17 protein-coding genes and 1 riboswitch are annotated in these 22,919 nt (G+C 74.1%); of the genes, 7 read left to right on the top strand and 10 right to left on the bottom strand.

Annotation, left to right across the window (positions count from 1 at the left end; genetic code table 11):
• Positions 1 to 149 precede the first annotated feature (149 nt).
• The gene (locus tag ACF08B_RS24660) at positions 150 to 944 is read right to left on the bottom strand and encodes an SDR family NAD(P)-dependent oxidoreductase (RefSeq protein ID WP_392319399.1); all 795 of its coding nucleotides are present in this window, start codon (positions 942 to 944) and stop codon (positions 150 to 152) included.
• Positions 945 to 1,360: 416 nt separating this feature from the next.
• On the opposite strand from ACF08B_RS24660, the gene ACF08B_RS24665 reads away from it, so the two are divergent.
• The gene (locus tag ACF08B_RS24665; RefSeq protein WP_392319400.1) at positions 1,361 to 2,101 is read left to right on the top strand and encodes a DUF3566 domain-containing protein; all 741 of its coding nucleotides are present in this window, start codon (positions 1,361 to 1,363) and stop codon (positions 2,099 to 2,101) included.
• Between the two features lie 35 nt (positions 2,102 to 2,136).
• Here ACF08B_RS24665 and ACF08B_RS24670 read toward each other — a convergent pair whose 3' ends face one another.
• The 3 genes from ACF08B_RS24670 to ACF08B_RS24680 form a co-directional block, all read right to left on the bottom strand.
• The gene (locus ACF08B_RS24670) at positions 2,137 to 2,730 is read right to left on the bottom strand and encodes a DUF4232 domain-containing protein (RefSeq protein WP_392319401.1); all 594 of its coding nucleotides are present in this window, start codon (positions 2,728 to 2,730) and stop codon (positions 2,137 to 2,139) included.
• Positions 2,731 to 2,912: 182 nt separating this feature from the next.
• Entirely contained in the window at positions 2,913 to 3,911 is a 999-nt protein-coding gene (gap, locus tag ACF08B_RS24675) for a type I glyceraldehyde-3-phosphate dehydrogenase (RefSeq protein ID WP_392319402.1), read from the bottom strand.
• Between the two features lie 130 nt (positions 3,912 to 4,041).
• Positions 4,042 to 4,998 (bottom strand): GlxA family transcriptional regulator, encoded by a 957-nt coding sequence (locus ACF08B_RS24680; RefSeq protein WP_392319403.1) that lies wholly within the window; start codon positions 4,996 to 4,998, stop codon positions 4,042 to 4,044.
• A 322-nt stretch (positions 4,999 to 5,320) separates the two neighbouring features.
• Here ACF08B_RS24680 and ACF08B_RS24685 point away from each other — a divergent pair, with 322 nt between their 5' ends.
• From ACF08B_RS24685 to ACF08B_RS24695, 3 genes are all read left to right on the top strand, one after another.
• Complete coding sequence (locus tag ACF08B_RS24685; RefSeq protein ID WP_392319404.1) at positions 5,321 to 5,581, top strand: hypothetical protein; 261 nt, start codon at positions 5,321 to 5,323, stop codon at positions 5,579 to 5,581.
• 334 nt (positions 5,582 to 5,915) lie between these two features.
• The gene (locus ACF08B_RS24690; protein WP_392319405.1) at positions 5,916 to 7,118 is read left to right on the top strand and encodes a PP2C family protein-serine/threonine phosphatase; all 1,203 of its coding nucleotides are present in this window, start codon (positions 5,916 to 5,918) and stop codon (positions 7,116 to 7,118) included.
• 42 nt (positions 7,119 to 7,160) lie between these two features.
• A riboswitch (guanidine-III (ykkC-III) riboswitch) is annotated at positions 7,161 to 7,228 on the top strand.
• A 12-nt stretch (positions 7,229 to 7,240) separates the two neighbouring features.
• A complete protein-coding gene (locus tag ACF08B_RS24695) occupies positions 7,241 to 8,119 on the top strand; it encodes an MBL fold metallo-hydrolase (RefSeq protein WP_392319406.1) in 879 nt (292 codons plus the stop codon).
• A 34-nt stretch (positions 8,120 to 8,153) separates the two neighbouring features.
• Here the strand turns inward: ACF08B_RS24695 and ACF08B_RS24700 are convergent, their stop codons facing one another.
• The 4 genes from ACF08B_RS24700 to ACF08B_RS24715 are packed head-to-tail and all read right to left on the bottom strand — an operon-like array spanning position 8,154 to position 13,087.
• On the bottom strand, positions 8,154 to 9,296 hold the full coding sequence (locus tag ACF08B_RS24700; protein ID WP_392319407.1) for an XdhC family protein: 1,143 nt from the start codon (positions 9,294 to 9,296) through the stop codon (positions 8,154 to 8,156).
• Positions 9,289 to 11,505: a xanthine dehydrogenase family protein molybdopterin-binding subunit gene (locus ACF08B_RS24705; RefSeq protein WP_392319408.1), complete on the bottom strand. Its 2,217-nt coding sequence runs from the start codon at positions 11,503 to 11,505 to the stop codon at positions 9,289 to 9,291. The genes ACF08B_RS24700 and ACF08B_RS24705 overlap by 8 nt, the downstream gene beginning before the upstream one ends.
• A complete protein-coding gene (locus ACF08B_RS24710; RefSeq protein ID WP_392319409.1) occupies positions 11,502 to 12,494 on the bottom strand; it encodes an FAD binding domain-containing protein in 993 nt (330 codons plus the stop codon). Before ACF08B_RS24710 ends, ACF08B_RS24705 begins: the two co-directional genes overlap by 4 nt.
• Positions 12,491 to 13,087, bottom strand: a complete 597-nt coding sequence (locus ACF08B_RS24715) for a 2Fe-2S iron-sulfur cluster-binding protein (protein ID WP_392319410.1) — start codon at positions 13,085 to 13,087, stop codon at positions 12,491 to 12,493. Before ACF08B_RS24715 ends, ACF08B_RS24710 begins: the two co-directional genes overlap by 4 nt.
• Positions 13,088 to 13,392: 305 nt before the next feature.
• Between ACF08B_RS24715 and ACF08B_RS24720 the strand changes: the two genes are divergently transcribed.
• Positions 13,393 to 13,971, top strand: a complete 579-nt coding sequence (locus tag ACF08B_RS24720; RefSeq protein ID WP_392319411.1) for a TetR/AcrR family transcriptional regulator — start codon at positions 13,393 to 13,395, stop codon at positions 13,969 to 13,971.
• A 693-nt stretch (positions 13,972 to 14,664) separates the two neighbouring features.
• On the opposite strand, the gene ACF08B_RS24725 is transcribed toward ACF08B_RS24720, so the two are convergent.
• Positions 14,665 to 15,216 carry a DoxX family protein gene (locus ACF08B_RS24725; protein WP_392319412.1) on the bottom strand — a complete coding sequence of 184 codons (552 nt, stop codon included), beginning with the start codon at positions 15,214 to 15,216 and terminating at the stop codon, positions 14,665 to 14,667.
• A gap of 123 nt (positions 15,217 to 15,339) precedes the next feature.
• Here ACF08B_RS24725 and ACF08B_RS24730 point away from each other — a divergent pair, with 123 nt between their 5' ends.
• Together ACF08B_RS24730 and ACF08B_RS24735 are read left to right on the top strand one after the other, a co-directional pair.
• Positions 15,340 to 18,564, top strand: a complete 3,225-nt coding sequence (locus tag ACF08B_RS24730; RefSeq protein WP_392319413.1) for a tetratricopeptide repeat protein — start codon at positions 15,340 to 15,342, stop codon at positions 18,562 to 18,564.
• A 64-nt stretch (positions 18,565 to 18,628) separates the two neighbouring features.
• Positions 18,629 to 20,041, top strand: coding sequence for an FAD-binding oxidoreductase (locus tag ACF08B_RS24735; RefSeq protein WP_392319414.1), 1,413 nt, complete (start codon positions 18,629 to 18,631; stop codon positions 20,039 to 20,041).
• 46 nt (positions 20,042 to 20,087) lie between these two features.
• On the opposite strand, the gene ACF08B_RS24740 is transcribed toward ACF08B_RS24735, so the two are convergent.
• Positions 20,088 to 22,865 (bottom strand): SpoIIE family protein phosphatase, encoded by a 2,778-nt coding sequence (locus ACF08B_RS24740; RefSeq protein WP_392319415.1) that lies wholly within the window; start codon positions 22,863 to 22,865, stop codon positions 20,088 to 20,090.
• Positions 22,866 to 22,919: the final 54 nt, after the last annotated feature.

Below are 22,919 nucleotides of genomic sequence, written 5' to 3' on the forward strand. Positions count from 1 at the left end.
GGGTGTGCGCCGCGGGGCGCCCCGGGGGGGGCGGGGGGCGGGGGGGGGGGGGGGGGGGCCCGGGCCGGGGGGGGGCCCCGGGGGGGGGGGGGGGGGGCCCCCCCCCCCCGGGGCCCCCGCGCCCCCCTCACCGGGGCACGGAAGGACGGTCAGGGCAGGATCGAGTCGATGTACCCGCCGTCGACGCGCAGCGCGCCGCCGGTCGTGGCCGAGGCCTGCTCGGAGCCGAGGTAGACGACCATGTGCGCGATCTCCTCGGGCTCGATCAGCCGCTGGAGCAGGGACTGCGGGCGGTACTCACGCATGAACGCCCGCTGGGCCTCGTCCCAGGGCAAGTCCCGGTCGACGAGTTCGTAGACGAAGTCCTCCACACCGCCGGTGTGGGTGGGGCCCGCGATGACGGAGTTCACTGTCACGCCCGTGCCCGCCGCCTTCTTGGCGAATCCACGGCTCACCGCCAGCAGGGCCGTCTTCGACATGCCGTAGTGGATCATCTCCGCGGGGATGACGACGGCCGAGTCGCTGGCGACGTACTGGATCCGGCCCCAGCCGCGCTCGGTCATGCCCGGCAGGTACAGCCGGGTCAGCCGTACGGCGGCGAGGACGTTCACCTCGAAGTAGCGCCGCCACTCCTCGTCGGTGATCTCCAGCGGGTCGGCGGTACCGAAGACACCCAGGTTGTTGACGAGGATGTCGACCTCGGGCAGCAACTCCGCCACTCTGCTCGCGCCTTCGTCGGTGGAGACGTCGGCCGCCACCGGCACGAGGGCGGCGCCGGGCACCTCACCGGTCAGCGACTCGACGCTGTCGGCCACCCGCCGCTCGTCGCGCCCGTTGATCCCCACCCGGGCCCCGGCCCGGGCGAGGGCCGTGGCGATGGCCGCTCCGATGCCCTGCGTGGAGCCGGTGACCAGGGCTGTGCGTCCTGTCAGGTCGATCTGCATGGGGGGACGGGTTCCCTTCGTACGCTCGTGAATGCGACGGCCCGTCAAGTGTGGCGGGGCGGAACGCGGAAGGGACGCGGGGCGCGAGCGCGATGGGCCTTTCGGCCCAGGCGCCGGAACAGCGGCCGGGTGCGAGAGGTGACTGCTGGCCCTGGGCAGCGGACCGAGTACGGCGTTCACCCGTTCGGCGTCAGCTTCCGGGGGTGGCCCGCAGACCCCCGAGAGCCTGTGGGGCCCGGACGCCAGTGGGTCTGACCTGGTCTTTTCGGACCGTGTTCGGGCGTCGCGGGGCACGGTCCGGGGTGCGTAATCGCATACGTGTCCATACCGTCGGAGTCGGGATCAGCAGCGCCCGACGGCCCCCGATGTGGGTGGGCGACGCGGTGGTTTCAGGCTAGTCAGGGAGACGGACAGGCATGAGCCGAGCCAAGCGCAGGCCCCTCGGTGCGGCCCGCCACGGGGAGACGTCGACGCCGGACGAGCAGGGTGAGGGCTTCCGCCCGCACCGGGAGAGGGATGCCGCGGGGTTCCGGCGAATAGTGCCGCCCGACGACGTCGGGCCGCTGACCACGCACCGGAGCCCGGCCGGCGAGCACACGGGATCCGCTCCGCCGCCCGGCCCGGCACGCCGATCCGGCCCCCGGACGATGCGGGTGCGCATCTCCGAGGGGGATCCCTGGTCGGTGATGGTGACCAGCTTCCTGCTCCTGGCCGGTCTCGGCGTCGTCGCGATCGTCACCACGGTCGTGCTGTGGGTCATGCTGGAGGTGCTGGCCCCGAACGCACTGCCGGACCTGACGACCGTGCTGGCCATCGCCGTCGGGGTGGTGACCCTCGAAGTCGTCCTGGGCGCGTGCCTGGCGACGCTGAGCACCTTCGTCTACAACCTGTCGGCGCAGTACCACGGGGGACTCGAAGTGGCCGTCACCGACGACCTGTCCGACCCCACTCCGGCCGCCGCCCAGGCGCTGCTGCTCATGGCCCGGAGCCGGGCACGCGCCCGCACGTATCTGCGCCGGCACAGTCCGTCCTGGGCCCGCCAGGCCGTACGGCGTCTGCCCGCCGACGGCCCGCGCACCGGTGGGCCCCCGCCCGACCGGCCGGCGCGGACGGCCGACGGTCTGGACGGGGCGCGGAACGGATCCGACACCGCCTGACCGCCGCCGCCCCACGACGAGGGGCTCCGGACCCCTCAGCCGTCGACGGGTATCCGGTACGCCAGAGCCGTGACGTGCAGATCGCCGTTGTCCACCCACTGCGGGAACTTCAGCGTCCTGTGGCTGGTCGCGGCCGGCGGGGTGACCTGGAGGTAGGAGGCGTGCACCGCGTCGGACGTCCCGGTGTTGGCGTGCGTCCAGGCGACCACGGCCTCGGCGCTCTGGCCCCGGTGGAGGGTCAGCGTCGTCTTGGCGGGGCTCTTGGCGTACCAGGTGTCGCCCCAGTGGGTGGTCGAGGGAAGCGTCCGGTGCGTGCCGTTCTCCAGGCCGAGCCCCGGGTAGCCGCGCAGCAGGCAGGTGCGGGCGCCGACGTTCTTGAGCTTCAGGACCACGCCCTGATGGTTCATGCCGCCGGCCAGCTGCTGTCCGAACGAGGCGCTCAGACCGGCTACGGAACAGGTGGGCGCCGAGGCCGCCGCGCCCGTCCCGGTCGCCCCCGCGACACCGGCGGCGGTGATGCCCAGTCCGGCGGCGGCGGTCACCGCGAGCGCCGCGCGCACGAGGCTCCGGCGGCGCTCGGAACGGTCGGCCGCGGCGGGCCGGGGTGTGAGGCTCTGGTGCTGGGTCATGGCGAGCGTTCTCCCTTCGCTTGCGTTCTCGGGTTCTCCTTCACCCTGGTGTGATGCCGGAAGCGGGGGAAAAGTTCGGGCGGAGGGGCGGGAATGGCGCGAAAAGGCCGGAGCACCACCGGCGCGGTGTGCGCGGTGGTGCTCCCGTCCCCGTGGTGCGGCCCGGTGGGGCCGCGGGTGACTCAGGCGCCGGCGAGGAGACCCAGCGTGTCGATCACGCGGTGGGAGAAGCCCCACTCGTTGTCGTACCAGGCGACCACCTTGATGTGCCGGCCGTCCACGCGGGTGAGGGCCGAGTCGAAGATGGAGGAGGCGGGGTTGCCCGTGATGTCGGCGGACACGAGCGGGTCCTCCGAGTACTCCAGGACGCCCGCGAGCCTGCCCTCCGCGGCGCTGCGGTAGGCCGCCAGCACCTCGTCGCGGGACACCTCGCGGCTGACGGTCGTGTTCAGCTCGACGATCGAGCCGACCGGGACCGGCACACGGATGGAGTCGCCGGACAGCTTGCCGTCGAGGTTCGGCAGGACCAGGCCGATCGCCTTGGCGGCGCCCGTGGTGGTCGGCACGATGTTGACGGCGGCGGCACGGGCACGGCGGGCGTCGCGGTGGGGGCCGTCCTGGAGGTTCTGCTCCTGGGTGTAGGCGTGCACCGTGGTCATGAAACCGTGCTCGATCCCGGCGAGGTCGTCGAGCACGGAGGCCAGCGGGGCCAGCGCGTTGGTGGTGCAGGAGGCGTTCGAGACGATCGTGTGCAGGGCCGGGTCGTAGGCGTCGGTGTTCACACCGAAGGCGAGCGTCACGTCGGCGCCGTCCGAGGGCGCGCTGACGAGTACCTTGCGCGCACCCGCGTCGAGGTGGGCCCGGGCGGCCTTGGCGGAGGTGAAGCGGCCGGTCGCCTCCAGCACGATGTCGACGCCGAGCTCGGCCCACGGCAGCTGCGCCGGGTCGCGTTCGGCGAGCACGCGGATGCGGCGGCCGTCCACGACCAGGGTGTCGCCGTCGACGGTCACCGGGCGGCCGAGCCGGCCGGCCGTGGTGTCGTAGGCGAGCAGCCGGGCGAGGGTGGCGGGCTCCGTGAGGTCGTTCACGGCGACGATCTCCAGGTCGCTGGAGCGTTCCAGCAGCGCGCGCAGCACGTTGCGTCCGATGCGGCCGAATCCGTTGACGGCGATGCGAGTCATGTGTGGTGTCCCTTCGTCCGGGGACCAGCCTCGCGTCCGGACGAGGTCCGTGGCCGTGGCGTGAGCGCCACGGTTCGCAAGGATCGCGCCAGGGCGCGTCGCGAGCGGTGAGGCCGGCGACGGACGCCGGCTATTCGCCCCGGGTGAAGGTGCGCCGATACTCGCTCGGGGTGGTGCCGAGGATGCGCTGGAAGTGGGCGCGCAGGTTCGCCCCGGTGCCGAGGCCGACGTCGTTGGCGATCTGCTCGACGCTGCGTTCGGAGCGTTCCAGCAGCTCACGGGCCATGTCGATACGGGCGCGCATGACCCACTGCATCGGTGTGTAGCCGGTGTCCTCGGCGAAGCGCCGCGAGAAGGTGCGGGGCGAGACCGCCGCGTGCTGCGCGAGAACGTCAAGGTTGAGGGGCTCGTCGAGCCGGTGCAGCGCCCACTCGCGGGTGGCGGCGAAGCGCTCGCCGAGCGGTTCGGGCACGCTGCGCGGCACGTACTGGGCCTGGCCGCCGCTGCGGTAGGGCGCCGCGACCAGCCGGCGGGCCGCGTGGTTCGACGCGGCCACGCCGAGATCGCCGCGCAGGATGTGCAGGCACAGGTCGATGCCCGAGGCCGCGCCTGCCGATGTCAGGACGCTGCCCTCGTCGACGAAGAGCACGTTCTCGTCGACCTTGACCAGGGGGTGCTTCGCGGCGAAGGCGCGCGTGTAGTGCCAGTGCGTCGTGGCGCGCTTGCCGTCCAGCAGACCGGTCGCGGCGAGCGCGAAGGCGCCCGTCGAGATGGCGGCGAGCCGCGTCCCCCGGGCGTGGGCGTCGATCAGCGCCTCCACGACGGCGCCCGGCGGGTCGTCACGGTCGGGGAACCGGTAGCCGGGGAGGAAGACGATGTCGGCCCAGGCGAGGGCTTCGAGGCCGTGGGCGACGTGGTACGACAGTCCGTCGCCGCCGGCCACCGGCCCCGGCGCCGCACCGCACACCCGGACCTCGTAGGGCATGCTCGCGCGGGTCGTGAACACCTGTGCCGGGATGCCCACGTCGAGCGGCTTGGCGCCCTCGAGGACGACGACGGCTACGCGGTGAAGACGCAAGGACGGCACGGGACCAGCGTAGATGCGGGGCGTCTCCACCCCGGTCCGCTGCCCGCGCCTTCGGGCCACCGGCTCCCGCCCCGCTGTGACATGCAGGCCGGGCGAAGGGCGGTTAGCGTGAAGGGGAAGGGCCGCGTTCCCGGGGGGTACGCCCGCCCCCGCGGGCGAGAGCCCCGTCTTCGGGGCCGACAGCCCACGTGGCACATGTCGTGCTTCTCGTCCCCGCGCGGTTCCGCCCGTGGCCGCGTCGTACCTTCCCCATCGCGGCCACGGCACCTTCCCCCTCGTCCCGGAAACCCCCACAAGAGGTGGAAAGAAGGAAGGCAGGCCCATGAAAGGACAGCGAGCGAGGCGCCTCTGCGCGTTGACCGCGATCGGCGTTCTCATGGCCGGTGGCGCTGCCGTCGGAGCAGCGGGCTCGGCCTCCGCGGCCACTCCGGACCACGCATCGACCTACGGTGGCTGCTCCGGCGGCTGGTGGAACGGCTACTGCAACGGCTACGGAAACCGGGGCGACTTCTACCGCAACGGCTTCATCGGCGGCAACGGGTTCGTCGGCGGCGGCGGTGTCGTGGTGATCGTGCTGGGCTAGGCGGTGGAGAGGAACAGCAGGCACAGCGACCGCACAGGACGGTCGGGGCATCATGCCGCGGCCCGATGACACGAGTTCGCACGGTTCACGCCGGGCCAGGGCCCGGCGTGAACCGTGCGGTCGTCGGAACATGCCGCCTGGTGGAGCAATCACGGTGTGCCGCGGTCCGGCGCAGCAGGCTGGTGGTTCTTGTCGGGGCCGGGTGACGGGAGACCGGGGTGCGAAGGCCGCGTAAGCCGAACCGACGGGCGGGCCGTGCGCCCGCGCGCCGTGCCGCCCGCACCGCTCCGCCCGTTCGCGCGCAGGCCGCGGCGTCCGCGCACGGGAGCGACGGGTGAGGCTCGGACAGGGCCGCCAGGGCCCGCAGGCCGTCCCGGCCGCCCGGACCGGGCTGCCCGCGCCACCGGCGTGGATGCGCTGGCTCCCGGTGCTGTACGTGGCGGGCCTGCTGGTGCTGGAACCCTTGACGCCGGTGGACTGGCCGGTGAGTTTCGTGCTGGTCGCGCTGCCGCTGGTGGCGGCCTTCGCCCACGGGCCGGCGGTGGTGGCCGCCACGACGGTGTTCGCCATCGTCTTCGAAGGTGTCCTGGCGGGCACCCCGTGCTGCGCGGGCCGGGCCGTCGGCTATCTGTGGGACCGCCACTACGTGGCCTCCTACGTGTGCACCGCCCTGGTGGGAGCGCTCGGCACGGTACTGGCCGCCCACCGCACCCACCGTGAGCGCACGCTCGCGGACGTACGCTTCGTGGCCGACATCGCCCAGCGCGTCCTGCTCAAACCGGTGCCGCACCGGATCGGCGCCCTGCGGCTGGACAGCCTCTACGTGTCCGCCGACGCGGAGGCGCGCATCGGCGGCGACCTGTACGAGGCCGTCCCCACGGCGCACGGCGTCCGGCTGCTCATCGGGGACGTACGCGGCAAGGGCCTGCTCGCGGTGGAGACCGCCGCCGCGCTGCTCGGCGCCTTCCGCGAGGCGGCGCACGACGAACCCGATCTCCCCGCGCTGGCGGACCGCGTGGAGACGAGCATGAGCCGCCGGGCCACGCAGCTCGGCGGCAGTGAACTGGCGGAGCGGTTCGTCACCGCGGTCTTCGCCGAGATCCCCCCGCGCGGGAACGTCGTGCGGGTCGTCAACTGCGGCCACCCTCCCCCGCTCCTCATCCGTCCCGGCGAGGTGCGCGAGCTGGACCGCGGGCGGTCGGCTCCGCCGCTGAACCTCGGCATGCTCGTCGGGGACACCTACACCGTCGACGAGTACGGCTTCGGCCCCGGAGACCAGCTCCTGCTGTACACGGACGGCATCACGGAGACCCGCGACCCGGCCGGCACGTTCTATCCGCTGCTCCAGCGGCTGCGGTCCTGGGGACCGTTGCCGCCCCGGGAACTGCTGTCGAACCTCCACAGCGATCTGCGGGACTACAGCCACAACCGGCTCACGGACGACACGGCGGCGCTCTCCGTGTACCTGCTCGCCGACGAGCCGTCCCGGGCGGCCCCACCGTCGGCCGACACCGGCCGGCGCGGCGAACCGGGCTGACCAGGGGCCCGGCCCGTCGAACAGGTGCGTGGTAGCGTCCCGGCGGAGGCGCCGACGTGCCTGCCCCGGACGAGATGTGCGCCGTACCCGGTCCGCCAAGACGACGCACGCGCGGAGGCATCGTGGACACCGGCACGCACCCGATCGACTTCGGCGGCACCCCGCCCCGGGCCCGCCCGCTGGACGTGCGGTGGATCCACGGTTCGCCGTCGGCCAAGCACAACACCGACCCCGACATCCAGGTCCACGCCTACGACGAGCACACCTTCGTGCTGCGGCAGAACAAGGCGGTGCACTACGAGGCGCCGTTCCTGTTCCTGCTGTGCGGCGGGGAACGGGCCGTGCTCATCGACACCGGGGCCACCGAGTCCGCGGAGTTCTTCCCGCTGCGCCGGGTGGTCGACGCGACTCTCGCGGACTGGCTCGAACGCCATCCCCGGGACGGTTACGAACTGCTCGTGCTGCACACGCACGGACACGGTGACCACGTCGCGGGCGACGGCCAGTTCGCGGACCGCCCCCGCACCACGGTGGTGGGCGCCGAACCCGCGGTCGCCTGGCGGTACTTCGGGTTCGACGCGGACCCCGACGCGGTCGCCCGGGTCGACCTCGGCGGCCGGGTGCTGGAGTGCCTGGCCACCCCGGGCCACCACGAGGCCGCCGTCACCTATTACGACCCGCCCACCGGGCTGCTGCTCACCGGTGACACGGTCTATCCCGGCCGGCTCTACATCCAGGACGTGCCCGCCTTCACCCGCAGCATGGACCGCCTGATCGAGTTCGCCGACCGCCGGCCTGTCACGCATGTGCTCGGCTGCCACATCGAGATGACCACCGAGCCGGGCGTGGACTACCCGGTCCGCACCACCTACCAGCCCGACGAGCCTCCGCTCCAGCTGACCCCCGGCCACCTGCGCCGGATCCGGGACGCGCTCGCCGACCTGGGCGACGAGCGGTCCCGGCGCGCCCACTCCGACTTCATCCTCTGTCCGCAGGACTGACCGGGTCCGGGGCCCGGACCGGTCGGGGCGTGGATCAGGCCGCGGCCGTGGCGCCGTCCGGTTCCCGGTCGCGGTGGATCGGCGTTCCCGAACCGGTCAGCGGAGCACCCGTGCCGCCCCGCCGGGCGGCGACGATCTCCGCCGCGATCGACAGGGCGGTCTCCTCGGGGGTGCGGGCGCCCAGGTCGAGACCGATCGGCGAGCGCAGCCGGGCCAGTTCGCGCTCGCTGACGCCTTCGTCCCGCAGCCGTCGGTCGCGGTCCTCGTGGGTGCGGCGCGAGCCCATCGCCCCGACGAACGACACCGGCATGGCGAGGGCCGTCCTGAGCAGCGGTACGTCGAACTTGGGATCGTGGGTGAGTACGCACAGGACCGTGCGGGCGTCGGTCGTGGTGCGCCGCAGGTAGCGGTGCGGCCAGTCGACGACGATCTCGTCGGCGTCGGGGAAGCGGGCCCGGGTGGCGAAGACGGGGCGGGCGTCGCAGACGGTGACGTGGTAGCCGAGGAACTTGCCCGCCCGTGCCAGCGCCGCCGCGAAGTCGATCGCGCCGAAGACGATCATCCGCGGCGGCGGCACGCTCGACTCGACCAGCAGGGTGAGGCCGCCGGGGCAGCCCGAGCCGTCCGCCGAGACGTCCACCGTGCCGGTACGGCCGGCGTCCAGCAGGGCCCGCCCCTCGGCGGCGGCGTTCCGGTCCAGGCCGGCGTGGCCGCCGAGACCACCCTCGTACGTGCCGTCGGCACGCACCAGCAGCGCGCGGCCGAGGAGTTCGGCGGGGCCGCGGGCGACGCGGACGAGGGCCGACGGTTCGCCCCGGGCGGCCGAGGACACGGCCGGCCCGAGGACCGCCCGGGCGGGCGCCCGCCCACTCACCGGCGTGATCAGCACCTCGATCGTCCCGCCGCAGGTCAGTCCCACCGCGAAGGCGTCCTCGTCGCTGTAGCCGAAGCGTTCGACGATGCTCTGCCCGGTGTCGAGCGCCTGTCGGCACAGGTCGTAGACCGCGCCCTCCACGCAGCCGCCCGAGACCGAGCCGATGACACTGCCCGCGGTGTCGACCGCGAGGGCGGCGCCGGGACCGCGGGGGGCGCTGCCGCCGACGGCCACCACGGTGGCCACGGCGAACTCCCGCCCCTCCTCGATCCATTGCTCCAGTTCCCCGGCCAGGTCAAGCATCCGGCGCTCCCCCGGTCTCCGGTCCGTCTCCCGGCAGCGGCCCCCTTCCGGAGGCCCGTACGTCCCCGGACACCTGGGAGTCCCCGGACGCCGCGAGGACACGGTCCGGCCGGATGGGGAGGTTGCGGTGACGGGTGCCGGTCGCGTGCCAGACCGCGTTGGCGATGGCGGCCGCCGCTCCCACGATGCCGATCTCGCCGATGCCCTTGATGCCGACGGGGTCGTTCGGGTCCGGGTCCTCGATCCAGTCGGCCTCGACGCGGAGCACGTCGGCGTTCGTGGCCACGTGGTAGCCCGCCAGGTCGGCACCGACGACACCGCCCGAGGCCCGGTCCCGTACGGCTTCCTCGTGGAGGGCCATGGAGATGCCCCAGATCATGCCGCCGACGAACTGGTTGCGCGCGGTGAGCGGGTTGACGATCCGGCCCGCCGCGAAGACGCCGAGCATGCGCCGCACGCGGACCTCGCCCGTGGCCGGGTCCACGGCCACCTCGGCGAACTGTGCGCCGAAGGAGTGCCGTTCGGCCGGCGTGAGGGCACCGATGGCCGCGGTGGTGTCCGACCGTACGGTGATGCCCTCGGCGGGGATGTCCGTGCCCAGGGCCAGCCTGTCCCGCAGTTCGCCGGCGGCGGCCGTGACGGCCCAGGCCCAGGAGCGGGTGCCCATGGAACCGCCGGCGATCATCGCCGGGCCGAAGTCGCTGTCGCCGATGCGCACCCGGACCCGCTTCGGGGGCACACCGAGCGCGTCGGCGGCGACGAGGGTGAGGGCCGTACGGGCTCCGGTGCCGATGTCGGCGGCGGCGATCCGCACGCTGAAGGTGTCGTCCGGGTGGGCGGTCACGGTCGCGGTGGACGGCGCGGCGCCCGCCGGGAAGGAGGCGGCGGCCGTGCCGGTGCCCAGCAGCCAGCGTCCCTCCCGGCGCAGGCGGGGTCGCGGGTCGCGGTCCGCCCAGCCGAACCTGCGGGCGCCCTCCCGGAAGCAGGCGGCCAGGTTGCGGCCGGCGAACGGCAGGCCGGAGACGGGCCCCTTGTCGGGTTCGTTGCGCAGGCGCAGCTCGATAGGGTCGATGCCGCACTTCTCGGCGAGTTCGTCCAGCGCCGCTTCCAGGGCGAACGATCCGGGTGCCTCGCCGGGGGCGCGCATGAACGTCGGTGTGGGCACGTCGAGGGGTACGACGCGGTTGGCGGTGTGGTGGGCGTCGGCGTCGTACATCACGCGGGCGACGCCGGCGCTCGGTTCGACGAACTCGTGGACGGTGGAGGTGAGGCTGACCGAGCGGTGCTCCAGGGCGCGCAGGCGGCCGTCGGTGTCGGCGCCGAGCCGGACGTGCTGGGTGGTGGGGCTGCGGTAGCCGGCCAGCGAGAACATCTGGCGCCGGGTCAGGACCACGCGTACGGGGCGCTGCAGGACGGTCGCGGCCATCACCGCGGCCACCTGGTGGGCGCGCACGCCCTTGCTGCCGAAGCCGCCGCCGACGTGTTCGGAGCGGACGCGCACGGCGGCGGGGTCGAGCGAGAAGAGGTTCGCGAGCTCGCCGATGACCCAGGTGGCGCCCTGGTTGGAGTCGACGACCTCCAGCCGTCCGCCCTCCCAGCGGGCGGTCGCCGCGTGCGGCTCCATCGGGTTGTGGTGCTCTTCGGGGGTGGTGTACTCCTCGTCCACGACGGCCGCGGACGCGGCCAGTTCGGCGTCGAGGTCCCCCTTCTCCGTCACGGCGGGCATGTGTCCGTCCACCGGGTGGGCGTCGGGGTGCTCGCCCGTGAACTCCACGTCGTGGGGCTGCTGTTCGTAGTGGACCACCAGTGCCTCCGCGGCCTCCCTTGCCTGTTCGGAGGTCTCGGCGACGACGAGGGCGACCGGCCAGCCCAGGTGCGGTACGCGGTCGTGCTGGAAGACGGCGCAGGTCGGGTCCGGCGGGATGCCCAGCAGGCCGATGTAGTCGGTCGAGACGCGGGGCGCGTTGCGGTGGTCCAGGACGGCGAGGACGCCCGGCATGGCGAGGACGGCGTCGGTGTCGATGGCGCTGATGCGGCCGCGGGCGACGGTGGACAGGGCCAGCCAGCCGTACGCGAGGTCGGCGAAGGGCACCTCGCCCGCGTAGCGGGCCGCTCCGGTGACCTTGTCCCGGCCCTCCACGCGGGTGTGCGCCGTACCGACTGCAGGGGCGGGTGCGGGTGTCCGGGTTCCGGTGGTGGCGGTGGTCATCGGGCGGACTCCTCGGTGAGTCGGGTCAGCTCGGCCACCACGAGGTTGCGCATGAGGGCCACCTTGTATCCGTTGTGCGGCAGCGGCCTGGCCGCCGCCAGTTCGGCGTCCGCCGCTGCCGCGAAGGTCGTGGCGTCGGCCGGGGCGCCGATGAGGACGCGTTCGGCGGCCAGGGCGCGCCAGGGGCGGGAGGCGACCGCGCCGAGCGCCAGGCGCGCGTCCCGGACGACGCCGTCGCGGACGTCGAGCGCGGCGGCGAGGGAGCCGATGGCGAACGCGTACGAGGCACGCTCGCGGACCTTGCGGTAGCGGGAGCGGGCGGCGACCGGGACGGGCGGCAGCGTGACGCCGGTGATCAGGGCGCCGACGGGCAGGGCGGTCTCCAGGTGCGGGGTGTCGCCGACGGGCAGGTAGAACTCGTCGAGCGGCAACTCCCCCGGCCCGTCGGGGGCTTCGTAGTGCACGACGGCGTCGAAGGCGGTGAGGGCGACGGCCATGTCCGAGGGGTGTACGGCCACGCAGTGGTCGGACGCGCCCAGGATGGCGTGGTTGTGGTGGTCGCCCTCCAGGGCGGGGCAGCCGCTGCCGGGTACCCGCTTGTTGCAGGGCGCGGTGATGTCGGTGAAGTAGCCGCAGCGGGTGCGCTGGAGCAGGTTGCCGCCGACCGTGGCCATGTTGCGCAGCTGGCCGGAGGCTCCGGCCAGCACCGCCTGGGCCAGCGCCGGGTAGCGCCGCCGGACCTCGGGGTGGGCGGCCAGGTCGCCGTTGGTGACGGTGGCGCCGATGCGCAGGCCGCCGTCCGGTGTGGATTCGATCTCGTCGAGGGGCAGTTCGCGGATGTCGATGAGCCGGTTCGGCCGTTCGACACCGGTCTTCATGAGGTCGACGAGGTTGGTGCCGCCGCCGAGGAAGCGGGTGTCCGGGTCGGCGCCGAACAGGGCGACGGCGCCGGCCACGTCGGACGCGCGCTGGTAGCCGAACTCCCTCATGCCACAGCCCCCTCGGTGTCGGTCGCGGAGCCGGCGGGCGCCCGTCCGCGGGTGTCCGCGCTCGTGCCGGCCGCGGCCGCGCGGGCCACCGCCTCGACGATCGAGACATAGGCGCCGCAGCGGCACAGGTTGCCGCTCATCCGTTCCCGGATCTCGTCGGCGGTCAGGGGCGGCGGTCCCGCCTCGGGCCTGACGTCGTCGGTGACGGCGCTCGGCCAGCCGGCGGCGTGCTCCTCGATCACCCCGATCGCCGAGCAGATCTGTCCGGGGGTGCAGTAGCCGCACTGGTAGCCGTCCAGGTCGAGGAAGGCCTGCTGCACGGGGTGCAGCCGCTCGCCCTCGGCCAGTCCTTCGACCGTGGTGATCTCGTGGCCTTCGGCCGCCACGGCCAGTTGCAGGCAGGAGACCGTTCGGCGCCCGTCGAGCAGAACGGTGCAGGCACCACATTGCCCCTGGTCACAGCCCTTTTTGGAACCGGTCAGATCGAGGCGCTCACGCAGGGCGTCGAGCAGGGTGGTGCGGTGGTCGACGGGCAGTGTGTACTTCTCGCCGTTGATCTTCAAGGTGATGACACTGGACGTCGATAGGGCCATGAGCAGCTTCTTTCGCGTTTCCAAAGGGAATTGGGGGGTCCGGCGGCAGGAGTGCCGGCTGGTGCGAAGCGTGCGAGGTGGATGCCGGGGCAACGTGAGGAACCGGATGCGCGGGACCTGGCCGCGGGCGGCATGTCCCGACTGCCGGTCGGCGGGTACCGAGGTGGCAGGCGCCGACTGCCGTGAGGCCTCGCCCGCGGCTATCGTGGGCGTAACCGGACGACTGTCCGCTACCCCTGAAACGTAACGGACAGTTGTCCGCTTAGCAAGTGCGGGCTTCGGCCAGGAACCCGCGAGGAGGACGAGTGCCGCAGAAGAAGGACGCACCCCTGCGCTCGGACGCCCAGCGCAACCGTGAACGCATCCTGGAAGTGGCACTCGCCGAGCTGACGCGCTGCGCGGACGCCCCGCTGAGCGCGATCGCGAAGAAGGCCGGCGTCGGGCAGGGCACGTTCTACCGCAACTTCCCCAACCGCGAGGCACTGGTCCTCGAGATCTACCGGCACGAGATGCAGCAGGTCGCCGACAGCGCCTGCCACTTGCTGGGGACCAGGCCGCCCGAGCGGGCGCTGCGGGCCTGGATGGACCGGCTGGCGGAGTTCGCCATGGCCAAGGCCGGACTGGCCGACGCGATCCGGCAGGTCACCGGTGCCCCGGGCGGACCGGCGAAGCCGGAGCCCACACCGGTCGCCGCCGCGGCGAACCTCCTCCTGCGCGCCAACGAGGAGGCCGGCACCATCCGCCCGGGCGTCACCGCCGACGACCTCCTCCTCGCCATAGCGGGCCTCTGGCAGCTCGCTCCGCACGAGGACTGGCAGCCACGCGCCGCCCGCCTCTTCGACCTCGTCATGGACGGCCTGCGCACGGGGGCGCCCGAGGGCTGAGCACGTCCGTCCCACGTCGCCCGGCAGAGGCTCGTCAGGGACGCGGCGCCGCCGGTGTCCGCCCGACGAGTTCAAGCCCGGCCCCGCCCTCGGGCACGGCAGGCCAGCGGCCCGCCTGCCCAAGCGAGGCCGGGGACGACCGCGGCAGGGCCGCGCGCGATATCGGAGGCCGGGCGCCGGCACCGCTCACAGGCCCAAGGCGACCGCCGACGGGTCCGTGCCCGGCACCGTCGCGCACGGCAGGCCAGCGGCCCGCCTGCCGGGACGCGGCCGGGAACGATCGCGACGGGGCGGCACGCGTACCGGCCCTCGGCGATACCGGCCTCGGCAGGGGCTCGGCAGGGACGCGGCGCCGCCGATGTCCGCCGACAAGTCCGTGCCCGGCCCCTCCCTCGGGCACGGCAGGCCAGCGGCCCGCCTGCCGAGGCGAGGCCGGGGACGACCGCGACGGGGCGGCACGCGGTACCGGAGGCCGGGTGCCGGCACCGCTCACAGGCCCAAGGCGAGCGCCGACGGGTCCGTGCCCGGCACCGTCGCGCACGACAGGGCGGCGGCCCGCCTGCCGAGGCGAGGCCGGGGACGACCGCGACGGGGCGGCACGCGGTACCGGAGGCCGGGCGCCGGCACCGCTCACAGGCCCAAGGCGAGCGCCGACGGGTCGGTGCGCGTACCGGAGGCCCGGTGCCGGCGCGCTCACAGGCCCAAGGTGACCGCCGCTCCGGCCCCGCCCAGGCCGAGGGCGACCGCGGCCTCGGGCCAGCCGCCGCGGCCCCAGGGGAGGTAGTGGTCGACGGAGAAGCGGCCGGGACCGATGGCCGCGACGGCCAGGGCGGCCACGGCGATGCAGACGTTGTACTCCACACCGCCGTCCTCGTCCCAGAGTCCGTGGGCTCCGGTGACGGTCACCGTCGCGTTGATCATCGTGCCGATCAGCGCGGCGGCCGCGAGCGGCGTCAGCAGCCCGAGGGCCAGGCCGAGGCCGCCGAGGAACTCGGACCCGCCGCCGACGACGGCGAAGACCTTCCCCGGGCGGTATCCGAGCCCGGCGAAGGCCTGACCGGTCGCCGTCAGGCCGCGGCCGCCGAAGACTCCGAACAGTTTCTGGGCACCGTGCGCGGCCATCAGCAGCCCGAAGGTCAGCCGCAGAAGCAGCAGGCCCCAGTCCGCGGCGGACGACGTCGGTGCGCTCGTGGCGTGCGCGTCCGCCGGACCCGGCGGACGGCGGGGAATGCGATTCTCGTTCATGGCAGTGCTCCGATAGCGCGCCGCAACGGGCGTTGCCCCCCTGCCGATCCTTCCGCCGCGCCCATGATCACGCATCCGGGGCGGGCCCGGACCCCGGGCGGTAGCCTGCTCGTGAGGACAGCCATGGCCGACGAGGTACGCATCCGGCTCCTCGGCGGGTTCGCGGTGGCGGTCGAGGACCGCCCGGTCGCCGCCGGGGCGTGGCGCCTGCGCAAGGCCCGCAGCCTGCTGAAACTGCTCTGCCTGTCACCCGGCCACCGGATACACCGCGAACAGGTCTACGACCTGCTGTGGCCCGGCCTCGACCGGTCGGCGGCGTCGAACAACCTGCACCAGGTGCTGTACGCGGTGCGCCGCGCGCTGGCCGCCACGGGAGCGCCCGGTGAGGTCGTGGCGCTCCGCGACGACATGGTGGTCCTCGGCCCGGAGGGCGGCGTACGGGTCGACCTCGACGCCTTCGACGAGGCGTCCCGGCGGGCCGCCGACGGTGGCGGCACCTCGGCCTACCGCGCCGCGCTCGACCTGGCCGGGCCCGGTCTGCTGCCGGAGGACCGGTACGAGCCCTGGGCGGGCGAGGCGGCCGAGGCGCTGGAGAGACGGCGCGCGGCCCTGCTGCTCGGCCTCGCCGAGGCGCTGGAGCAGGATCACGACACGGCCGGGGCCCTCGACGTACTGCGGACCCTGGTCGCCGCGGATTCCCTGCACGAACCGGGTCACCGGGCCCTGATGCGCGTCCTGGCCGAGGCGGGGCGGCGCCGGGAGGCGCTGGCCGTGTACGAGGGTCTGCGGGACGCGCTCCGGCGCGACACCGGCGCCGACCCCGACCCGCAGACGCGCGGGCTCTACCGTGCGCTGCTGGCAGACTCGGTCGAGCCCCCGGAGGAGCCGGCGCCCCTTCGGCACCGGCTGCCGGCGCCGGCCACCGCGCTCATCGGTCGGGAACGGGAGATGGCGGAGATCGTACGGTCCCTGGGGTGCGGCAGGCTGCTCACCCTCACCGGGGCCGGTGGTTGCGGCAAGACCCGGCTGGCGCTCGCCGTGGCTGCCCGCCGGGGCGGCGACTTCCGGGACGGTGCCTGCTTCGTGGACCTGGCCGGGCTGGCGGAGCCGGACCTCGTTCCCGAGGCGGTCGCGGCCGCTCTGGGGCTCCCCCTGCCGCCGTCGGGCGGGAGCCGCCAGGCGCTGGTGGCCCAGCTGACCGGACGGGAGCTGCTGCTGGTGCTGGACAACTGCGAGCACCTCGTCGACGCGTGCGCCGCCCTGGCCTCGCAGGTCATCGCGCGCTGTCCGGACGTCGTCGTCCTCGCGACCAGCCGGGAGCCGTTGCGCAGCTACGGGGAGCGGACCTTCCGGGTGCCCTCGCTGGGGCTGCCGGATCCGCACCGGCTGCCGTCCGTGGCGGAATTGGGCCGCTTCGCCTCCGTACGGCTGTTCACGGAGCGCGCGGCGCAGGCGGACCCGGGGTTCCGGCTGACCGACGGCAACGCCGCCGCCGTCGCGCAGATCTGCTTCCGGCTCGACGGCATGCCGCTGGCCCTCGAACTCGCGGCGGCCCGGGTGCACGTGCTGGCGCCGCGGCAGATCGCCGAACGGCTCAACGACGCCCTGGTCCTCCTCGGCCGGGGCGACCGGCGGGGCGTGACCCGGCAGGAGACGCTGCTGGCCACCCTGGAGTGGAGTCATCGCCTGCTCGACGAGGAGGAACGGCGCCTGTTCCGCCGGCTCGCGGTGTTCGTGGGCGGGTTCTCGCTGGCCGCCGCCGAGGAGGTGTGCGCGGACGGCGCGGACGAAGGCGCCGTCCTGGACGTCCTCGACCGGCTGGCCGACAAGTCCCTGGTGTCGGTGGAACCCCGGCAGGACGAGGTGCGCTACCGGCTGCTGGAGACGATCCGCCAGTACGCCGCGGACCGGCTGCGGGCCGCCGAAGAGGCGGCGGCCACGGAGGCCCGGCACCGGCGCTTCTACCTGGCGCTCGCCGAGTCCTGGGACCGCGAGCCGCCCGCGGGGGTGCCGGCCGCCACGTCGCTGGAGCTGGAGGCCGACCACGGCAATCTGCGGGCCGCCCTGCGCTCCCTCCTGCGCGACGAACCGGACGGCGCGCTGCGGCTGGCCGTCGCCCTGCGGTCGTTCTGGGCCGAACGGGGACTGCTCGCCGAGGGGCGGCGATGGCTGGAGGACGCCCTGGCCGCCGCGCCGGAACCGTCCCCGCAGCGGGCACGGGCGCTGATGGGGCGGGCCGTGCTGGCGATCCGCCTGGGTGACAGTGCCCCGCTGGGGGAGATCGCCGAGCAGATCGTGGCGGTGCACCGGGGATGCCCGGACCCGGCGGCGCTGGCGTCCGCCCACTGCCAGCGGGCCATCCTGCTCTGGATGCGCGGCTCGTGGGAGCGGGCCCGCACCGCCCTCGACCTCGCGCGCGCCCTCGCCCTGGAAGCGGGTGAGCCGACGGTCCTCGCCGCCGCCGCTCATCTCGCGGGCGTCTGGGCCGTCTGCCGCGGCGAGGGCGCGGCGGCCCGGGAGGCGGCCGGGGAGAGCCTGCGGCTGCTGGAGGAGGTCAAAACCGGCTGCCGGCCCTTCTTCCCGGTCATCACACCGGGTTACGCGGTCGAGGAGGCCGCGTCCGGACAGGTCTCGCTGTACTTCGAGGAGACGGTGCTGGCGGGCCGTGCGGTGGGCCCGTCCCGCGCCCGCGGCTACGCCCTGGCGAACCTCGCGTGGGCGTGCCGCCTCGACGGGGACACCGGCGCCGCCACGACGGCGGCGGAACGCGGTGTCGACTGTTTCCGCGGGCTGGGCGACCCGTACGGCGAGTCCCTGGCCCTGAACACGCTCGGCAACGTCCTGCGCGGTGCGGGCGATCCGGAGGCCGCCGGCCCGTGCCTGGACGCGGCGCTGGCGATCAGACGCCGCCTCGGGGACCGGCGCGAGGAGGGCATCACCCTCGGCTGCCTGGGGCTGCTCCGGCTGACCGGTGGTGACACCGGCGCCGCCCGGACCGCCTTCACCCGGGCCCTCGCGGGCTTCGAGGAGACCGACGATCTCCCGGGCACCGTCAACGGCCTGCTGCACCTGGGGCTCGCCGCCCGGGCCGCCGGCGACCCGGTACGCGCCCGTACCCTCCTCGGCCGTGCCCGGGAACTGGAGCACGTCGCCGGATCGACGTCCGCCGCCGGCTGGGTCTGCCTGATGCTGGCGCGGTTGGAGGAGCAGGCGGGGCGGCACCGGGCGGCCGAGGCGACGGCCGCCCGGGCCGGCGCGTTGTTCGCCGGCCTCGGCGACGCCCGGGGAACGGCCGCCCTGCGCCGCACGACGCCACGGGCGGACGGCGGCAAAGCCGCTGCTGAGTGACTGCTAAGAGCCGCTGCCTACGGTCGTGGGTGTCAGCCGAAGCACTCACACCGAGGAGCCGACCATGTCGATCGACACGGCAAAGGGGATCCTGGGGGACGCCACGATCGCCGAGCTGGAGGCGGGCCTGCGCGGCACCGTCGTGCGTCCCGGCGACGCCGACTACGACCGGGCCCGCGCGGTCTGGAACGGGTCCCACGACAAGCACCCGGCCCTGATCGTGCGCTGCGCCGGGACGGCGGACGTCATCCGCGCCGTCGAGTTCGCCCGAAGCCAGGACCTGCTCGTCGCCGTGCGCGGCGGCTCGCACAGCATCGCCGGGTTCTCCACCTGCGACGACGGTATCGTCATCGACCTGTCCGCCATGAAGGGCGCGGTCGTCGACCCCGTACGGCGCCGGGTGGTCGCCCAGACGGGCATGACCTGGGGGGACCTCGACCACGAGACCCAGGCGTTCGGGCTCGCCGTGACCGGTGGCCTGGTGTCCACGACCGGCATCTCCGGTTTCACCCTCGGCGGCGGGGTGGGCTGGCTGCTGCGGCGCCACGGCCTGGCCTCCGACAACCTGACGGCGGCCGAGGTCGTCACGGCGGACGGCCGCGTGGTGCGCGCGGACGCGCGGGAGAACCCGGAGCTGTTCTGGGCCCTTCGGGGCGGCGGCGGGAACTTCGGTGTCGTGACCTCCCTGGAGTACCAGCTGCACCCGGTCGGGCCGCAGATCCTCGGCGGCCTGATCGTCTACCCCCTGGAGCAGGCCCGGCAGGTCGTCACGGGCTGGCGGGACCTGATCGGCGGCATGCCCGACGAGCTGACGACGCTGGTCAACCTGACGACGGCGCCTCCCCTGCCGTTCCTGCCCGAGGAGGTGCACGGCACCAGGGTCGCGGTGGTGCTCGGGATGTACGCGGGCGACCCGGCGGCCGGCGAGGCGGCGGTGGCTCCGCTGCGGGCGCTGGGCACCCCCGTCGCCGACCTCATGGGCCCGATGCCGTACACGGGCATGCAGTCGATGATCGATCCGCTGTGGTCGGCCGGTGCGCAGAACTACTTCACGTCCGCGTTCATCGAGCCGTCCGACGCCGCGCTCGACGCCGTCCTGCGCCGGCACCTGACGACACCCACGCCGAACAGCGAGCTGCATCTGCACCAGCTGGGCGGTGCCTTCGCCCGGATGCCCGCCGACGCCACCGCCTTCAGCCAGCGGGACGCGGGCGTGCTGTGCAATGTCATCGCGCGCTCCCCCGACGCGACGGATTTCGACTCGCACATCGCCTGGGCCCGGAGCACCCGCGAGGAGATCGCCCGCCATGGCCGAGGGGCCATGTACGTCAACTTCACGGGCGACGCCGCCGAGGACAAGGTGCGCGCCTCCTACCCGGACGCCGTCCACCGGCGGCTCGTCGCCGTCAAGGACACCTACGACCCGGCCAATGTGTTCCGGCTCAACCAGAACATCCGGCCCTCGAAGGCGAGTTGAGGGCATCCCCGGTCCGGCCGCCCTGCGCAGGGCGGCCGGACCCGTGTCAGAAGGCGATCTCGTCGAACAGCACGGACAGGTCCGGTTCCGGGGTGCGGCCCAGTACCTGCTCGGCCCAGATGACCTTGCCCTTCGCCACGTATCGTGTCCCCCAGCTGTCCGCGAACTGGGACACCAGGAACAGCCCGCGCCCTCCTTCGTCGTTGAAGCCCGCGCGGCGCAGCCGGGGCGAGGTGTTGCTGCCGTCGGAGACCTCGCAGACGAGGGTGCTGCCCAGCAGGATCCTGACCCGGACCGGCGGGGCGCCGTAGCGGATGGCGTTGGTGAGGAGCTCGCTGAGGATCAGTTCCGTGCTGAACGCCTGCTCCTCCAGCCCCCAGTCGGTGAGTCGCATGCTCACCTCGGTGCGGGTCCGGGACACGGCCGTGGTGTCGAACGGTACGTCCCAGGTCGCGACGCGGGACGGGTCGAGCAGCCGGGTCCGGGCCACCAGCAGCGCCACGTCGTCACTGGGGTGCTCGGGCAGCATCGTCGTCATGAGGGCGCGGCAGGTCTCCTCCGGGGTCTGGTCGGCGTGCGCGACGGTGGAGCGGAGCATGTCCAGTCCCTCGTCGATGTCCCGGTCGCGGCTCTCGATGAGGCCGTCGGTGAACAGGACGAGCCGGCTGCCCTCGGGGAGGTACAGCTCGCCCGTCTCGAAGGGGTGTCCGCCGACGCCCAGGGGCGGGGACAGCGGCAGGTCGGGGAAGGTCACTCGGCCTTCGGGGTCCACCACGGCGGGCGCGAGGTGGCCTGCGCGGGAGAGGGTGCAGTGCCCGCCGACGGGGTCGTAGATGGCGTAGAGGCAGGTGGCGCCCGTGAGCGGTGCGCGGTCGTCCTCGTGTGCCGTCGGCGTGTCGAGGCGGGTGACCATCTCGTCGAGGTGCCCGAGCAGTTCGTCGGGGGTCAGGTCGAGGGAGGAGAAGTTCAGCACGGCGGTGCGCAGCCGGCCCATGGTGACCGCGGCCTGCAGCCCGTGTCCCACGATGTCGCCGACGACCAGGGCCACCCGGAAGCCGGGCAGGGGGATGACGTCGAACCAGTCTCCGCCCACACCGGAGCGCGCGGGCAGATAGCGTGAGGCGATCTCCAGCGCGTCCTGTTCCGGCAGGCCGAGGGGCAGCAGGTTGCGCTGGAGGGTCACCGCCATGGCGTGCTCACGGCCGTACCGGCGGGCGTTGTCGATCGCGACGGCGGCCCGGGCGACCAGTTCCTCGGCGACGGCGACGTCGCCCTCCTCGAACCGGGGGGAGTCGGCGGCCCGCCAGAAGTTGACCATGCCGAGGACCACCCCGCGGGCGCGGAGCGGCACCGTGATCAGTGAGTGGATGCCGTACTCCAGCACTCGCCGGGCCCCGTCCGGGTCCTGGGCCCGCCAGTCCTGGGCGTCGTGCAGCGTCGGCACCAGGACGGCCTTGCCGCGGCGCAGGGCCGCCACGCTCGGCGTGTCCGCCATCACGAAGCGGATCACCTCGCCCACCGGTTGCAGCGGCGTCCCCGACCGGGCGGCGCGCAGCGCGGTACGCCGCATCTGGCGCACCGCTCCCGTGGGCTCCTCGCCGCGCAGCACGGAGTCGAGGAGTTCCACCGTGACGACGTCGGCCAGCCGCGGAACGGCCACCTCGGAGAGCTCCTCGGCGGTGCGCCGCACGTCGAGCGTGGTACCGACCCGCATCCCGGCCTCGTACAGGAACGACAGCCGGCCCCGGGCCAGCTCGGCCTGCCCGGAGAGGGCCCTCAGCTCGGTGGTGTCCCGGAAGGTGGCGACGAGGCCCTGGGCGTCGCCGTCCGGTCCGATGAGCCGGGTGTTCACCGCCAGCAGCCGGTCGCCCGCCGGAGTCACCTCGTCGGACGCGGACTCCCCCGACAGCAGCAGCCGTCGCAGTCCGGGCCCCAGCTTCAGCTCGTTCAGCTTGCGCCGGTCGGCGTCCGCGGGCAGGTCCAGCAGCCGGTGTGCCTCGTCGTTGGCGAGCAGCACGCGTCCGTCGCCGCCGATGATCAGGACGCCTTCGCGCACCGCGTGCAGCACGGCGTCGTGGTGCTCGTACATCCTGGTCATCTCGGCCGGGCCGAGCCCGTGGGTCTGCCGCAGCAGCCGGCGGCTGACGAGCGCGGTGCCGCCGGTCGCGAGCAGCAGTGCCCCGGCCGCCGCCCCGAGCAGGATGGGCAGCTGGTCGTTCAGCACGTGGGCGAGGTTGGCGTACTGGATACCGGCGCTGACCATGCCGACCACGCGCCTGCTCGCGTCCGTCACGGGGACGACCGCGCGCACGGCGTCGGTGGGCTGCCCGTGGTACGTCTCGGTGAACGCCTCGCCCGCGGCGGCCGGCCCGACACCCTCGGCCTTCTTGCCGATGAGGGCCGGGTCGGTGTCGGCGAGCCGGACCCCCTTGGGGTCGAGGACGGTGATGAAGTCGACTCCGGCGGCCTTCTCCGCCTCCTCCGCCGCCTGCTGGAGCCGTACGCCGGCGGCCGGCGACCGCAGGGCGAGCGCCGTACCGGGTGCGTGCGCGAACGCCTCGGCGGCGGCCAGCGACTTCTCCCGGGCGCTCTGCTCGCCGTCGTAGCGGCCCTGCACCACCAGGGCGGCGGACGCCACGGCGACGAGCACCAGCACGATGAGGGCCTGGAGCAGAAAGACCTGCGCGGCGAGCGTGCGGATGCTCAGGGGTGATGAGAAGCGGCGTCCGCGTGACGGCCCTGGACCGCGGGGCGGTCCGGACGACCGCCGCCAGCCGAGCGGCAGCGCCGCTCTCGCCCATGGCCGGCGGGAACGTCCGCTCATGTCCCTTTTCTAACACTCGAGCTCGTCGATCGGCGACCGGGGGTCCGCCGCCGA

The sequence above is a fragment of the Streptomyces sp. NPDC015139 genome (genome assembly GCF_043079785.1).
GTDB lineage: Bacteria > Actinomycetota > Actinomycetes > Streptomycetales > Streptomycetaceae > Streptomyces > Streptomyces albidocamelliae.